Raw genomic sequence first — 14,894 nt, forward strand, 5'->3', positions numbered from 1 at the left:
CTTGTCTGTGGGGGCCATGCCCCGCGTGCCGTCAGCGGGTGGGGCAGGCACCGTGGGTGACTTTGCCGCCCTTGGCGGAGACCGTGGCGGGGTCCAGGGTCAGGCACTTCCCGGTCCACTGGTTGATGAAGTAGTAGCCGTTCGCCTGGCTGCCGCTGTCGACCTTGACGGGCATGACGTTCCACAGCTGGCTACCCGAGAACCAACGCGTCTCACACGGCCACCAGAACATCTGCTGCCCGTCCGGCGGGGGCGTGCCGTTGTTGTAGGGAACGGTGAGGCAGCTGCCGTTGCTCGCCTTGATCCAGAAGTAGCCCTTGTGGTCGTAGGAGGGCTTGGTGGCCGTCCACTGGTGGCTGCTGGGCGCGGGGCTCGCGCAGGCGCGCTGGGTGACGAGGCCGCCGGTGCCGTCGTCGAATTCGTCACCGCGGACCATGCACCGTTGGGGCGCGTAGGCACTGACGTACTGCTTCTGTGCGTTGACCGTCCATACCGCCGGGTGCGAGGCGACGTAGTAGGCGTCACGGTTGAGGTCGGCGACGACGGACAACGGGTTGATGCCGGTGCTGCTGCTGTTCTGGTAGAAGTCGACCGCGACGAAGTTCGGTGCTCGTCCCACGGCGGGCCGGCACTGCTTGTCGATGCGGTTCTTGAGGGCGATCCCGTTGTTGGTCGGAGCGGCGCCTTCGGGGTCCGCCGACTTGGAGTTGAACTGGTTCATGGTGAACAGCGGGGTCAGTTTCGTCCCCGGCATCTGCTTGGTGTTGAGTGGCGTGTCGTTGCGGGACTCACAGCCGGCCGGGCGGCCGCTGACACCGTAGTCGTACGTGTTCTCGACCGTGTGCTTCCAGGTGTACATGAGCGACCCGGAACCGACTTGTACGTTGTCCGCCCAGCTGTCCTGGAAGACCACCAGGCGCTGGCCCGAGGTGATCATGTCCTTCAGCTTGGGCCAGTTCTTCTGGTAGATGTCGTGCGTGCCGGGCGAGAAGAGCAGTCCGCCGGCGTTCTTGGCCTTGAGCATGTCGTCGATCGTCTTGGTGAGCGTCGCCTCGCTGGCGTAGTTCTCCAGGAAGATCGTGACGACCTCGTCCTCGTTCTTCTGGAGGAAGTTCACGACGGTGAGGAGCGCGGACTTGAAGTCCTCGTAACACAGGGCCGTCCCACCGTGACACAGCTTGACGGGCCCGGTCCCCTTGGGGTCGTACGTGTCGAGCATCAACCCCCGCACCCCGTCGTCGAGCTGTTCCTTGATCGAGCGTGACTGGTTGGGCGGCACGGGGAACTGCGACCAGTCGTCGGCGTAGGCGTTGTGCGTGGTCACCCATGACCACTGGTGGTAGCGCGTGTCCCCGTACTTGCCGCCGCCCGCCGCCACCGCAGCGGTCGTGGGCGACACCAGCGTCGCCGCCAGCACCAGGAGCGGAACGAGCGGCAGCGCCAGTCGTCGCAGTCGCGGGACCCGGAACCGGCGGACAGACGTCGGTCGAGGCACGGCGTCACTGTTCCGGGCCGTCGTGGCGCCGGAGTTCAGGCGCCTCGCGCGGCGCACCGCGGAGTTCGGTTGCATGGAAGGTTCCCCCAGGGGTCGGCGCGGAGACTCACGGGTGCGAGCTCCGCGGAAGTCGACGGATGGGCCCGCGGCCGGGTCGGTCCGGTCCGGCCGCGGGCCGTGTCGCCTCGACTCAACCGGTTGGGGGGCCGGCCCACCAGGAAGTTCCGCCGGCAGAAGTAACGCCTTGTCATACTTCTGCCTGATGGGTTCGGTGCTCCGCCGGGGCCACGCGAGTGATGGGATACGCGGTCATGGACACCGGCACAGCGGCCACCGGCGGGTTCGGCGAGCGTCTGCGCGGTCTGCGGAAGGACGCGGGGCTGAGCCAGGAGGAACTCGCGCACGCCGCCGGGGTGAGTGTGCGGGCGCTGTCGGATCTGGAACGTGGCCGGGTCCGGGGGCCGCAACGGCGCACGGTGCAGGTGCTGGCCGCCGCGTTGGGCCTGGACGCCACCGGCGCTCGCGAGCTGGAGCGGGCCGCGAGCCTCGGCCGCCCCCGGCCACGCCCCCGCCCGGTTGCCGCGGGCACCGGCGCACCGGCTGCGGAGCCCGGTCCGAGCCATACGCTGGCGCTGCCCCGCGACCTCGGCGACTTCACCGCCCGGGGCCCCGCACTTGCCCGGTTGCTGGAGCTGGCCGAACAGCTCGACCCCGCCCACCCGCCGGTCGCGCTGATCTGCGGACAGCCGGGCTTGGGCAAGACCGCCTTCGCCGTACACGCGGCCCACAGCCTGGCACCCCACTTCCCGGACGGGCAGTTCGCCGTCGACCTGCACGGCATGGACCCGCGGCCGACCCTTCCCCACGAGGCGCTCGCGCGCTTGCTGTCCGCTCTCGGAGTGCCCCGCAGCGCCGTACCGGCCGGCACGGACGACCGCGCGGGCCTGCTGCGCTCGGTGCTCCGCGAGCGGCGCGTGCTGCTCCTGCTGGACAACGCGGCGGACGAGGAGCAGGTCCGCCCCTTACTGCCCGGCCACAGCGCCTCGCTCACCCTCGTCACCAGCCGCCACGCCCTGGCCGGCCTCGAATCCGTCCACCGCGCCCACCTGGCGCTGCTGCGCCGTGAGGAGGCGGTCGAACTGCTCACCCGCATCATCGGCCCGCGGCGGGTCCAGCAGGAGAGCCAGGCCGCCCGCGACCTCGCGGAGCTGTGCGGGCACCTCCCGCTGGCCCTGCGCATCGCCGGGCAGCGCCTCGCCTCCCGGCCCGGAGAGCGGATCGCCAAGCTCGTCACCCAGCTCGCCGGACACGACAGCCGCCTGGACACCCTGGAGGCGGGCTCACTGCGGATCCGGGCCGCCTTCGCCCTGTCGTACCGGCGACTGAGCCCCCGGGCCCGGACCGTCTTCCGCCGCGCCTCGCTCGCCGACGGCCCCGACTTCAGCCCCGAGACCGCCGCCCTGCTCGCCGATCTGCCGCCACGCCCGGCCGCCCGCTGCGCGGAGGAACTGACCGACGCCGGGCTGCTCCAGCCGCACCCCACCGCCGACCGCTACCGCTTCCACGACCTCCTCGCCCTCTTCGCGGCCGAGCAATTAGCCGAGGACGACGAGGCCGCTGACATCGCGGCCGCCCGGGAGCGGGCCACCTCGTGGATTTTGCGCCGGGCGACCGCCGCCGCGCTCCGCTTCGACGACGACCGGCAGGACACGCCTCACCTCGACCCCGACCCGGCCACCGCACCCGCCGACCGCGAGCGGGCCGGCGTCTGGCTGGAGGCCGAACGGGCCCAGTGGCTCGCGGCCCTGGGCCGCGCCCAGGAGGCCGGCCACCACCAGCAGGTCATCGACACCGCCGAGGCGATGCACTGGTTCTCCGACCGCACCTCGCACTGGGAGCAGTGGGTGGAGGTGTTCCACCGTGCGGTGGAATCCGCCCGCGCGCTCGGCAGCAGGCGCGACGAAGCCGTCCACCTCAACTACCTGTCCTGGGCCCACAACGTGTGCCGGTACGACCACGCCACCGCACTGACCACCGCACGGGCCGCCCTCCAGGCGGCACGCGAGGTCGGAGACGACCTCCAGGTGGGCTGGGCGCTGGGCTACGAAGCCTCGGCACTCCACCGGCTCGGGCGGACCGACCAGTCCATCGCCCGGCTGCGGGAAGCGGCCGACCACCTCAGCGACCGGACCTGCGCGGAGAGCCGCCTCGCCGAACTCACCACCCTCAACCTGCTGGGCCTGCAACTGCGCCAAGCCGGCCGCGCCGAGGAGGCCCTGGCCATTCACCGGCGCAGTGAGGCCCTGTGCCGCGCCGGTGTACCGGGGAAGCCGCGGGAACTCATCGGCCTCTACCTGGCGTCCACCACGCAGCACATCGGCAACGACCTGGCCGCCTTGCGCCGGTGGAACGAGGCGGAGGCGCCCCTGCGCTACGCGCTGACGCACTTCGAGGCGGCGCAGATGCCCGCCTGGAGCGTACCCGCCCGGCTCGACCTCGGTATCGTGCTCCGTCACCTCCGCCGCCACGAAGAGGCCCGCCAGGCGCTGACGGCCGCCCGGGAGGCCCTCGTCCGGCTGAACAACCCCCGCCATGCCGAAGCGGCCGCCGAGCTTGAGGAACTGGACCGGCTGATCGTTTCGGAATGAGACGCGGGGCCGGGCGCCTATCGGGCGCCGAGGCGCCGCATGAGCCAGGCGTGACCACGCGTTACGCGATCTCCCTTCTCGCCGCCACTGCCGCCGCTCTGGAGGCGGGCGTCGCCACCGCCACCCCGGGCCGCCGCCGGGGGTATTGGCGACTTCCTCTCCCCGGCGTTCGGCACCCTGTGCGGCAACCACAAGCGTCACCGAGGCCGGCGGCCCGGCAGCGGTCGGGATCGGAGGTCCAGGAACGCGGAACAGAGAGTTCCCGGTCCACTGCGACGTGCCCGCTGCGGCCGGGCGTAGACCAGGTAGACGGCGACCTCGGTGTTCTCGATCCTTCCCCGCGGTGCCGGGGTACTGCCACTGGACTCCAACGGTGTCGGTGCCTTTCTTCACGTCGCCGATCTCGTCGGCCAGCAGCACCGCCTCGTTGTCGTGCAGATGCTCCATCCCGTAGTCACCCACCTCGTCGCGGACCTGGTCGGCATCCCACTTCGCCCTCCTGAGCAGGTGCTGCATGCCGACCAGGGTCCTGTGCCCGGCCCACTCGGCGATGGTCCAGCAGTTCTTGCGCGGCAGGCGCGGCAGGTCCGACAACAGGCCGAGTACCAACTTCCGGGCCCGGCGTCGGGATTCGAACCGTGTAAAGCGTCCCGCTATCCGGCTCATCAGGCCCTCGAACGCCTCCTGCCAGCAGGCAGGGTCTACGCTGTGCCTGCGGCCACCGCGTGATCGTTTGTCTTCACACACCGATGATCAACGGTGGCCGAACCTGTCTCCACACCGCGTCAGGTCGCGCAGCGTCTGCCTGCCGTCCTGTGTATCGGAGGGCTTGTGCAACGTGGCGAAGTCTGGTGGGTCCAGTTCGACGAGCGGAGGTTGGTCGTACTGCTGTCAGGAGACGACGCGTCCGGGTTCCAGGTGATGCAGGTCGTCGCTCCGGCGGGCCTCGACATCAGCGGTCTGGGCATCGAAGTGACCGTCGGCGCCGGTGAAGGGCTGCCGCTCGAAGGCGTGCTGCGGCTCGCGTTCCCGCGTCCAGGCTTCACCCCGTGCACGTGGCTGACCACCGTGTCCCGGGACGACCTGATAGAGCGGGCGGCCGTTCTGTCCTCCAGGAAGCTCAGTGAGATCGACGATGCCCTCCGCCTCGCTGAACAAGCACAGGAGCGGGCCCCGGCAACGACCGCGAAGCTCAGCGAAATAAAGGAAGCCCTCCGTCGCGGTGAACTCGGGTAGACGGAGAAGGAGCCGACGCCCGCGACGGCATGGGCGATCTCGGGCGAGATGATCCACGCTGGACACCTGCCGCCTCAACGCACCTCACCATCGAGATCACGACCTACGGCTGGATTCCTAGGCCCAGCTGGGGGAGGTGGATGATTTCGGAGACCTTGTCGCGGTTGAGGACCGAATCCCTGGTGGTCTCGACGATACGGGCAGCGGCTCTGGCTAGGGTCGCGGGCAAGCGCACGACGCGCGGGGGGCGTCGGCCGAGAATGGTCGCGACGGCGGCGCCGAGGTGATCCAAGCGGAGTTCCGTACCGTCGCTCACGTGGGAGATGTGGCCTGCGGTGTCGGCGTCGACTGCTGCGCCGGCGCCCCTGAGCCGGCAAGCCGTAGGCGACCCTGGGCAAGCCTCCCCCAATGGTGGCTTGCTCAGGCCGCGCCCTCGGCGCTGGGTATCTGCTCCAGGATCGGCCGCGTGACTGGGGGCGGGCGGCGGCGGAGCCCGCCGGTACCCGTTCGAACTTCAGGCCGTTCCCCCCGTCGCACGGCCGTCGACACTGCCGACTTGGGGTTTCGCGCCCCCAGGGCGATCCGGGTGGTACCACCTGGGAGTGAATGAGGTGCCGATGATCGGGAGTCTCGCACGTGTGCGGCGAGACTGGGTCGATACGTCGGAACTGCTGGTGGAGAAGACAGTTCAGGGGGTCTCGTATGGCACGGCGCGCGTCTTGTTCCTGGTCGCGCCTGCGATACGGATTCGACAACCTCATGGCCCATGGCACGCCCGTGCTCATCGGCTGGCTCACGCTGGTGTGCCTCGTGATCGTGGTCCCGGCGAGCATGGTGCTCGTATGGGCGGACCGTGATGTGCCGCCGACCGTCTCCGGCCGTGTGGCGGCCGTGTGGTCCAACGTCGGTCGCACCCTCAAGCTGGGCGGTGAGGTCGGACCACCGGTCTATGTGCTGGCGTCCGTTCTGCTGGCACTCGTGGCGCTGCTGTTCGTGTCGGCGCTCGTCAGCTTGATCACCACGGGCCTCAGCCAGCGCCTTCTGGCGTTGCGGCTGGGCCGGTCGGTGGTTCTGGAGGAGCGGCACACTGTGCTGCTCGGCTGGTCGGATCAGATCTTCCCCGTCGTCGCGGAGCTGGTGGCGGCCAACGCCAACCAGCGCAGATCGGCCGTCGCCGTCCTCGCCGACAAGGACAAAGTCGAGATGGACGCCGAGATCGCCGGCCATGTGGGCGACACCGGAACGACCCGGATCATCTGCCGCAGTGGTCCGACCACCGACCCGACAGCCCTGGCCCGGCTGAGCCCGAACACGGCGAAGGCCGTGTTGGTGCTGCCGCCCGGTGTGCCGGGCGGTGACTCCCACGTCGTGAAGACGCTCCTCGCCCTCGACGCGGTCGGTCACCCGTCCGGTGATCGCGTCGTGGTCGCGGCCGTACGGGACTCCCGGCATCACTTGGCCGCCACCCTGGCAGCGGGCCGGCACGGGCACGTCCTCAGCATCGACGACGTCGTCGCCCGGCTGCTCGTGCAGACTTCGCGCCAGCCCGGCCTCTCCCTCGTCTACCAAGAGCTCCTGGACTTCGCGGGAGACGAGTTCTACGTCGTACCCGCGCCCGCACTCGCCGACGGCACGTTCGGTGAAGCGCTCGGAGCCTTCGCCACTTCCTCGGTGGTGGGCCTCGTCCGCGCCGATGGGAAAATGGTCCTCAATCCGGATTCCGGCATACGGGTCGGCGAGGGCGACCAACTCATCGTCATCACCGAGGACGACGACACCGCGGTTCCCGCCGACACCATCCCACCCGTCGACGAGGACGCCATCGTCGCGGTGCGGTCCCGCCCCGCTGCGGCCGAACGGTTGTTGCTCCTCGGCTGGAACCGCCGCACGCCTCTGATCATCGAACAGCTCGACCAGTACGTGCGGCCGGGCTCCACCCTCGATGTCGTAGCCCTGGGCGACGCCGCGACGCTCAACGCGGCGCGCGCCACCGGCAGCGAGCCAAGCCGTCTGCTGGTGAGCTTCCGCAGCGGCGACATCACCGAGCCGCGGACACTGGCCCAGCTCGACGTTCCGTCGTACGACAGCGTGATGGTCATCGGGGACGAGAGCCACACCGCGGAGGGAGTCCCGGAGACGGACGACCGGACGCTGGTCACGCTGCTCCACCTGCGTGCCATCGAGGAGTCCACCTCGCGCCAACTGTCCGTCGTCACGGAGATGACCGACGACCGCAACCGGCTGCTCGCGCCGGTGCGGCAGGGCGCCGACTTCATCGTCAGCGGCCGGTTGATCAGCCTGCTGATGACGCAGATCTCCGAGAACCGGCACTTGGCCGATCTCTTCGCCGAGCTCTTCACCGCGGACGGAAGCGAGATCCACCTCAAGCCCGCCACCGACTACGTTCGGCCGGACCGTGAGGTCAGCTTCGCCACCGTGGTCGAATCCGCGCGCCGCCGTCACGAATGCGCCATCGGCTACCGTCTGCGCGCCGAGGCCTCGACCGCCCCCGCTTACGGAGTGAGGATCAATCCCGACAAGCGGCTCAAGCTGCGGTTCTCTGCGGGAGACTGCGTGATCGTCGTGGCGGAAGGCTGAGTGGCCGGCGGAGCCAGCTGGGCGGAGTGCGACATCGACAAGGAGAGGGCTCGTCTTCGGGAGCGGGCGTACGAGGCGTCCGCCGAGCAGGGGTGCGGCCGGTGCCCTGCCGGGTGGGCCGGGGCCTCGGTCGCGATGGCTGTCAAGGGGGATGCCCGGCCGCAGCGCGTGTCCTGAATTCTTCGCCGCCTACGCGGATCATGCGGCGCTCGCCTAAGAAACACGGCTTCCGAGGGTGCGGGCTGCTGAACGCCGCCGCCGAAGTCCCCGTCGGCGACGAGGGCCGGGCAGTAGTGCGCGCTCACAAGGAGCAGGCCGAGCACCTGATCGCCGGACATCTGGAGCACGCCGGGGGGGGCCTGCGCGTGCTGGCCGCCTCCCTGCCGTGGGGCACGACCGGCACGACCGCCACGTTCACCCCGGATGCGGGCCCACTGGCCATCGACGCCGTGCCATGGGCCTGGGCGGGCTCCTCCAGGCCCTCATCACCGCCCCGTAGACCGCTCGCAGCGCCGACGACCTGCGTGGGCAGCGTGGCACGGTCCTGCTCGGCGCCGTCTCGGTGGCGGTCTACCCCCTGGCGTTCTACAGCTCCATGCGCCTGGCCGGAGTCGCCATCGGCACCGTCGTCTCGATCGGCACAGCCCCGCTCGCCTCCGCCCTGGTCGAGCGTGCTGTGGAGGGCCGCCGGCTCACCCGCCGCTGGATGCTCGCGGCCACGCTCGGCCTCCTCGGTACCGTCCTGCTCTGCGCCGCCGGAGCCGCCCACGCCACCGACGACACCGGCCGCACCTCCGCGGCCGCACGTTGCCCGGCATCGGCCTCGGGCTGATCGCCTCTGCCACCTACGCCCTGTCCGGCCGGCCATCGGGCCCGTACGACGCTGTCGTCGTCCGCCGTTCAGCCGTTCCGGCGCCTTGTCGGCTCAGAGTCCTCCCCATTGGGCTGCCGCGTCGGTGAGCCGTTCGCGCACGACGGTGAGTGCCGGGTTGGCCGGTGCGCCGCGGCGTACGGCGAGGTAGAGGGTGTTGAGCGGAGGCGCCTGCGGGCGGTGGAGCAGCACGACGCTGCCCGCGGTCAGGGCCGGTTCGGCGAGGTAGCGCGGCAGAGCGGAGATCCCCGCGCCCGCTTCGACGGCAGCCAGGACCGCGCGGAGGTCGGGGGCGACGAGGGCAACGGGGTTGGCGGGGCGCCGGCCGAACTCGCTGCGCCAGTAACGGCGCAGGATCGGCAGCTCTTGCCCGTAGGCGACGAGCGGCAGTGCGGCCAGCGCGTCAGCCGGCGCGGCCCGCAGCCGGTCGGCGTCCACGGTGCGGGCCATGGACGGCGGGCCGACGAGGAGGAACTCCTCGTCGACGAGCGGGATGGCGAGGAGCGCCTGGTGCTTGGGGCGGATGGCGGAGACGACCAGGTCGAGCCGGTCTGCTGCCAAGTCGGTGAGGAGGTCCTGGGCCAGGCCGAATGTCGCATGGAGGGTCAGCCCACGGCCGGTGAGTGGAGCGACCGCGGGCAGCACCCGTAGGGTCATGACCTCGGCGGCGCCCCCGATCCGTACCGTTCCGCGCAGGGCCGACTCGGCCTCCGTCGACCCCAAGGCGTCACGCAGACCGTCCAGGTGCAGGCTCACGCGGGCCGCGAGAGCTGCAGCGCGCGGTGTGGGGGTGACGCCCTTGCGGGAGCGGACGAACAGTGACTCCCCGATCTGCTCCTCGAGACGGGCGAGTTGACCCGTGACGGCGGGCTGCGTCACACCCAGCCTTTGGGCGGCCGCGGAGAGGGAGCCTGCTCGGTAGATCTCCAGAAATGTAGCCAGCAGGTCCAGGCTCGGCACGCGCTCTTCCTTCTCTCGGATGCCCAGAGTGCCGGTCACCCAGTACGTATGGTGGGGCAGAGCAGTGTAAGGATGAAGCCCCGCTGCCCGGAGAGAATCCGGGCTGGGCTCGACTGTGTTCTTCGGGCCGGCGGATGGCGTCCGGCTAGAGCCGGTGACGCGAGAGCCTGCTGCGGCGGGGCATGATCAGGAAGTCCGGCGCCGGGGCTGCCGCGAGGGGAAGGCCGAAGCACGCGGGGACAGGGGCGTTCTGGTGCTGTCCGGCTCCGGCCCGCGCTGTGGTCTGGGCTCATCCGACAGCCGGGAGCGACCGGCTTGGCGCGGGTGGCTCCCGGCTGTCGGATGAGCCCGCTCGGTGCTCGGTTCAGGCATCGAGGGCCTTGAGAACGGACTCGGCGGTGGCTGTACTCGACTGCGGGTTCTGGCCTGTGATGAGGTTGCCGTCGACGACGACCGTGTTGCTCCAGGCCGCGCCCGTGCGCGGGACCGCTCCCCGGTCCCGCAGCCGGGACTCGACGAAGAACGGCGTGTTCTCGCCGAGGCCGCCCTGGCGCTCCTCCTCGTCCGTGAACGATGTCAGGGCGCGGCCGGCGAAGGTGAAGCGGCCGTCGGCCTTGGACGCGCTCAGCAGACCGGCGACACCGTGGCACAGGGCGGCCACGATCTTGCCCTGCGCGTCGGCTTCGTTCAGCAGCCGGCCGAGGTCGGCGTCCTGAGCGAGGTCTGCCATCGGAGCATGCCCCCCTGGGATGTAGATCGCGTCGTAGTCGCCGGCGGTAGCACCGGACAGCGGCAGCGGGCGCGAAAGCTCATCCGCGATGCCGCCGAGGTACGCCTGGAACTCCTCGGCGTCCGCCGCGGCGACGCCGCCCTGCGCGCTGAGGCTGAGCGCGTCGACGGTGGGCTTCGCACCGCCCGGGGTGGCGATGTCCACTTCCACACCGGCGGCCCTGAGGACGCGGTGGGAGGCGGCGACCTCTTCGGCCCAGTAGCCGGTGGGGTGGGTGGAGCCGTCGGCCAGCTGCAAGGTGGTGGCGGCAGAGATGACCATCAGGATCTTCGACATGGATACGCCTGCTTGTCGGTGAGGGATGGAGGATGTCACGCGGCGAGCCGCGTGCCGCCGGATTTCCGGCGGTTATGGGTACCACCCCAGAATCCATCACCAATCATCCAGCGACCACCGAGCGCCATAAGGATTCTTATGACCCCGTGCGGCGGGCGTGAGCGGCCGCAATCAAAGACGCACCACCGGGGTTGCCGACGACCCACGCCGCGGGGACCGCTACGCCGAGCAGGACCACGCCGATGAAGCGCGCCTGTCGACGACGGCGTGTAGGCGCCGGTCGTCTTCGTGTCACGCAGCCCGGCGTCGTCGCAATTCACCGAGCCAGTCGCGTACCTGCTCGTCGTCATGCAGGTAGCCGCCATCCGGACCGGTGAGGAGATCGACGCCGTGCAAGCGGTCCAGCGCCCACCACGCCAGGTCCTCCCAGACGAGATCGTCGTCGGCCATCCACGACGCAGCCCACCGGTCAACCTCATCGCGGCTCAGCCGACCCTCGACAAGCGCGACGAACCGCTCCTCGATCTCGCCGATCTCCGGCTGTCTCCTCACATCCACCAGCCGACCGTACCGTCAGGGGGAAGACGTCGCCTGAGGCGGCACCAGCAGCATGGGCGCGCAACCGGGGACGTCCGTGATGTTCGTGGAGGAGCATATCGTCGGGTCCAGGTGGCCTCCATGTTCTTCCTCAAGCGCGTGAGTAGCTCCGGCCCGGCGTGCGATCTCCTTCGTGGGGCATGAGACTGTCCGTTCGTGCCAGGCGTGTGTGCCCGCCACGCGCTCGGCTGGTGGGCGGCGCAGGACACTCGTCGGAAGAAGAAGACACGCAAGCCGCTGGAGCGGCTGCTCGCGTGGTGGCGTGCCTCCGCGATCCCGCGTTCCCGGCAAGCAGATGGTCGACGGTCTGCTTCAGCGTTGCCGGGCCGCCGGGTCGGGGCGGTGATCCAGGAGAGGGCCGGCCTCCGGGTGCACACCGCGCTCGACGCCGTCGACGCCGCGGCCGCCCTCACCGCGCTCCGGGGCCGCGCCGACGCCAGCGCGCTGGCCGCCGGGCGGCCGCCGCCCCGTCGTCCTTTGTTTCGCCCGCCGCGAGTGCCGGGTGCCGCTTCGCGCCCCTGTTCCGCGCCCGCTGAGTGGCCGCCGCTCCGCTTCGTCCCCGTGCTGGGGATCGCGCCCCTGTCGCCGCCGCGCTCCGCGCCCTGTGCGGCCGGGGTCGCCGCTCGGCTTCGCCGCCTGCCGCTGCGTTGGAGCCGGGCTGCCGTGCCCGCCGTACGCCTCCGTTCGCCAGGGTCGCCGTGCGGTCGGGCCGCTGCACGCCGCTGCACCCCGCTGTCCGTGGTACCGCGCGGGCGCCGCTCCGTGCCACCGCTGTCCTCGCGCCCGCCGCTGCCGTGCGTCCGTGGCCCGTTGTACGGCGCCGCCTTCATCGCCCGTGTCGGGGGCTCGTCACCGCGCGGCGGCCGCTCCGCCGGCCGTTGGCCTTCGCCCGGCAGCCGCCTGCCCGCGGCGTCTGGGCCGTGCCCCTCACCATCCGGCCGGTATCGGCCCGCAGACAGCCGCATCTGTGCTGCTCCGCCGCCGTCCCGCCGCCGGGCGGCCGTCGCCGGGCTGGCCGTCGCCGGGTCGCCGGGTCGCCGTCCCGACAGCCGCCGTGCGGCGAACAGGGACTCCTGCCCACCACCGCCGTGCCGGTCGTTCCTGTCCGCCCAGTGAGTGTTCCCCAGTGCCGATCCCGGTGGGCAGCCGGAGGATCTCAGGGTGCCCGAACGCTTGGGAGACTCCGCCCTGGGCCGGTGGTCGGGGTACCACGTCCGGGCCCGCCGCGGACCGAGTCATCCACCGTGAGACCATGAACGCGGCATGGCGAAAAGTCCGGAAAGTGCGTTGCGCGCCTGGCTCGTCCCGCCCGAGAATGCTTCGGTCGCCACGGAGGCGGCGACCAGGAGCGACACCGCACCGAAGGTGTCCCACTCCGTGACGGGGGTCTGTGGTGCTGCGCATTCATTTCACCGCGGAGGATCTCGCCCGTACTCGGGTGGCCGCTACGATCGGCGCCGCCGCGGAGACGTATTACAGCCTGGAGATGCTGAGCCGGCGTTCCCTCCCGCTGCCCTTCCAACGGTGGCGGGCCACCGTGGTCAAGCGGCTGGGCGAAGAAGCCCGGCCATTGGTCACACTGCTGCCGGCCCGAGGTCCGGGCCTGGACCTGCTGGCACTGGCCGGCGACTCACCCGACATCGACCACGCCGTGGACGTTCTCCTGCGGGCGCCGCGCACCCAGGTACGCCGCGAGTTGGAACCCGTCACCGTCGACCCCGTTCACCTCTCCTGGGCACGGGCCGTCGCCGACGGGGACGCCGATGCCCGGCGGCTGCTGGCGGCCGGTCTTCTGTCCTGTCACCGGGTGGCCGTCGCACCGTACTGGGCGGCTTCCCGGTCACGGCTGGACGCCGTACGCGCGCAGTACGCCCGCACGTTCCTGGAAGGGGGAGTCGACGCCCTGCTGGCCTCCCTGAGCCCTCCGCTGATGCGCTGGCGCCCGCCCGTGCTGGAAGTACGCTACCCCCGCCCGGTCGAGGTCCACCTGGGCGGCAGAGGGCTGATCCTGGTACCGACGCTGTTCTCCTGGCGCCAGTCCAGCCTGCTGTACGACCCGTACGACGACACGTCGGTGCCGCGGCTGACCGTACCCGCGGTGACCGATCCGGCCACCGGCGCTGCGCTGTGGCGTCCCGGGGACCTTGCGGCCGACGACGCCCTGGGCACCCTGCTCGGACGTACCCGGGCCGCCGCGCTGCGCGCGGCCGCCGAAGGCTGCAGCACCACCGAACTGGCCGCGCGACTCGGCGTCTCCCTGCCGGCCGTCAGCCAGCACACCAAGGCGTTGCGCGACGCACGCCTGATCACCACCGACCGGCGCGGCGGTTCCGTACTGCACATGGCCACCGCACTGGGCCGGGAACTGCTGGACGGGAACCGGTAGCGCTGCCCGGCACGCCGGCCCGGCCCCTTAAGCCCTTGCTTAAGGGCATGGCCACACCGCGCGGCAGCCCGGAACATTCATGGCGTTCCGGTGTGTCCGGGGATGCCCGGCGCCGGACTGCCGGAGGTACACCGTCTTCGACAAGGGGAGTACGCGCATGACCTCTTCACCGACGTCATCCCGGTCACCGGGTACGAAAACCCGCCCCCGCCGCGCACTGGAACGCGCGGCGATCCTGCTGGGCGCCGCAGGAGTGGCCTTCACCACGACGCAGGCACCCGCGTCGGCGAGCCCCGCGCAGTGCGCCGACAACCGGCTGTGTGCGTGGTCCGACGACAACTACCTCGGCATCTTCACCGCGTACACGGCTTCAGCACCGGCCCTCGGCGGCGACAACGACAGGTTCAACTCGCTGTGGAACCGCAACAGCGTGTCCTGGTACGTGTACGTGGACGCCTACAACCGGGGAGCGAAGTACTGCGTGCGCCCGGGGTACTCCGTGTCGAAGCTCAATGACTGGTTCGACCTGGACGACAAGATCTCCGCTGTGCAGAAACTGGGCTCTTCTTCCTGCGGTACCGCCACGCCGATCGGTTCGTACAAGGGCTCCTAGGAGAAGCGGCTGCCGGGCGCGGGGGGCACGCCCGGCAGCCCACGGCGCTGGTTCCGAGTCCGCACGCGTCACCCCCCACGTGTGCGGACTCGGGCCGCGCCCGGGGCGTGAGCTCCGGGCAACGCGACGGCGCTGCCATGACAGCCCAGGGGCCTTCCGCGCACTGGTGTGTCCGGCCGGTTTACGGGCGCCCCGGGCCGTTCTGCCGCACGCGCATGATCGTGAAGTCGACCGCGACGGCCCAGTCCATGACCACCGACCCAACGATCGTTGGAAACGCCCTGAGCCGTTAGGTCGACGTGTGTTCCGCTCGTGGGCCGGCTGAGCGGCACCGCAAGGAACTCCACGAACTGCTCCCATGCGCCGGACTCACGGTTGTGGAGGACGTACGCCCGGGCAGTCTGTTCCCGCCGGAGGCCGGCTG

10 protein-coding genes and 1 pseudogene are annotated in these 14,894 nt (G+C 70.9%); 6 read left to right on the top strand and 5 right to left on the bottom strand.

Going from position 1 to position 14,894, the window contains the following annotated elements; translation table 11 throughout:
• Window positions 1-31: 31 nt before the first annotated feature.
• Window positions 32-1,495, bottom strand: a complete 1,464-nt coding sequence (locus tag AC07FJ_RS08985; RefSeq protein ID WP_479046855.1) for a phosphatidylinositol-specific phospholipase C domain-containing protein — start codon at window positions 1,493-1,495, stop codon at window positions 32-34.
• Window positions 1,496-1,806: 311 nt separating this feature from the next.
• Between AC07FJ_RS08985 and AC07FJ_RS08990 the strand changes: the two genes are divergently transcribed.
• On the top strand, window positions 1,807-4,143 hold the full coding sequence (locus tag AC07FJ_RS08990; protein WP_479046858.1) for an ATP-binding protein: 2,337 nt from the start codon (window positions 1,807-1,809) through the stop codon (window positions 4,141-4,143).
• Window positions 4,144-4,339: 196 nt separating this feature from the next.
• Here AC07FJ_RS08990 and AC07FJ_RS08995 read toward each other — a convergent pair.
• Window positions 4,340-4,809, bottom strand: a pseudogene (locus AC07FJ_RS08995) (IS701 family transposase); the annotation flags it as partial.
• Between the two features lie 165 nt (window positions 4,810-4,974).
• Between AC07FJ_RS08995 and AC07FJ_RS09000 the strand changes: the two are divergent.
• From AC07FJ_RS09000 to AC07FJ_RS09010, 3 genes are all read left to right on the top strand, one after another.
• The gene (locus AC07FJ_RS09000) at window positions 4,975-5,379 is read left to right on the top strand and encodes a type II toxin-antitoxin system PemK/MazF family toxin (RefSeq protein WP_479046959.1); all 405 of its coding nucleotides are present in this window, start codon (window positions 4,975-4,977) and stop codon (window positions 5,377-5,379) included.
• A 702-nt stretch (window positions 5,380-6,081) separates the two neighbouring features.
• Window positions 6,082-7,977: a CASTOR/POLLUX-related putative ion channel gene (locus AC07FJ_RS09005; RefSeq protein ID WP_479046860.1), complete on the top strand. Its 1,896-nt coding sequence runs from the start codon at window positions 6,082-6,084 to the stop codon at window positions 7,975-7,977.
• A 562-nt stretch (window positions 7,978-8,539) separates the two neighbouring features.
• A complete protein-coding gene (locus AC07FJ_RS09010; RefSeq protein WP_479046862.1) occupies window positions 8,540-8,809 on the top strand; it encodes a hypothetical protein in 270 nt (89 codons plus the stop codon).
• A gap of 93 nt (window positions 8,810-8,902) precedes the next feature.
• Here AC07FJ_RS09010 and AC07FJ_RS09015 read toward each other — a convergent pair whose 3' ends face one another.
• The 3 genes from AC07FJ_RS09015 to AC07FJ_RS09025 all read right to left on the bottom strand — a co-directional run bounded on the left by AC07FJ_RS09015 (window position 8,903) and on the right by AC07FJ_RS09025 (window position 11,432).
• Window positions 8,903-9,808: a LysR family transcriptional regulator gene (locus tag AC07FJ_RS09015; RefSeq protein ID WP_479046865.1), complete on the bottom strand. Its 906-nt coding sequence runs from the start codon at window positions 9,806-9,808 to the stop codon at window positions 8,903-8,905.
• 364 nt (window positions 9,809-10,172) lie between these two features.
• Window positions 10,173-10,874 carry a type 1 glutamine amidotransferase domain-containing protein gene (locus tag AC07FJ_RS09020; RefSeq protein WP_479046868.1) on the bottom strand — a complete coding sequence of 234 codons (702 nt, stop codon included), beginning with the start codon at window positions 10,872-10,874 and terminating at the stop codon, window positions 10,173-10,175.
• 291 nt (window positions 10,875-11,165) lie between these two features.
• Window positions 11,166-11,432 (bottom strand): hypothetical protein, encoded by a 267-nt coding sequence (locus tag AC07FJ_RS09025; RefSeq protein WP_479046871.1) that lies wholly within the window; start codon window positions 11,430-11,432, stop codon window positions 11,166-11,168.
• Window positions 11,433-12,909: 1,477 nt separating this feature from the next.
• On the opposite strand from AC07FJ_RS09025, the gene AC07FJ_RS09030 reads away from it, so the two are divergent.
• Entirely contained in the window at window positions 12,910-13,857 is a 948-nt protein-coding gene (locus tag AC07FJ_RS09030) for an ArsR/SmtB family transcription factor (protein ID WP_479046874.1), read from the top strand.
• Between the two features lie 157 nt (window positions 13,858-14,014).
• Window positions 14,015-14,470: a peptidase inhibitor family I36 protein gene (locus AC07FJ_RS09035; protein ID WP_479046876.1), complete on the top strand. Its 456-nt coding sequence runs from the start codon at window positions 14,015-14,017 to the stop codon at window positions 14,468-14,470.
• Window positions 14,471-14,894: the final 424 nt, after the last annotated feature.

Source organism: Streptomyces sp. NPDC045998 (assembly GCF_056430285.1).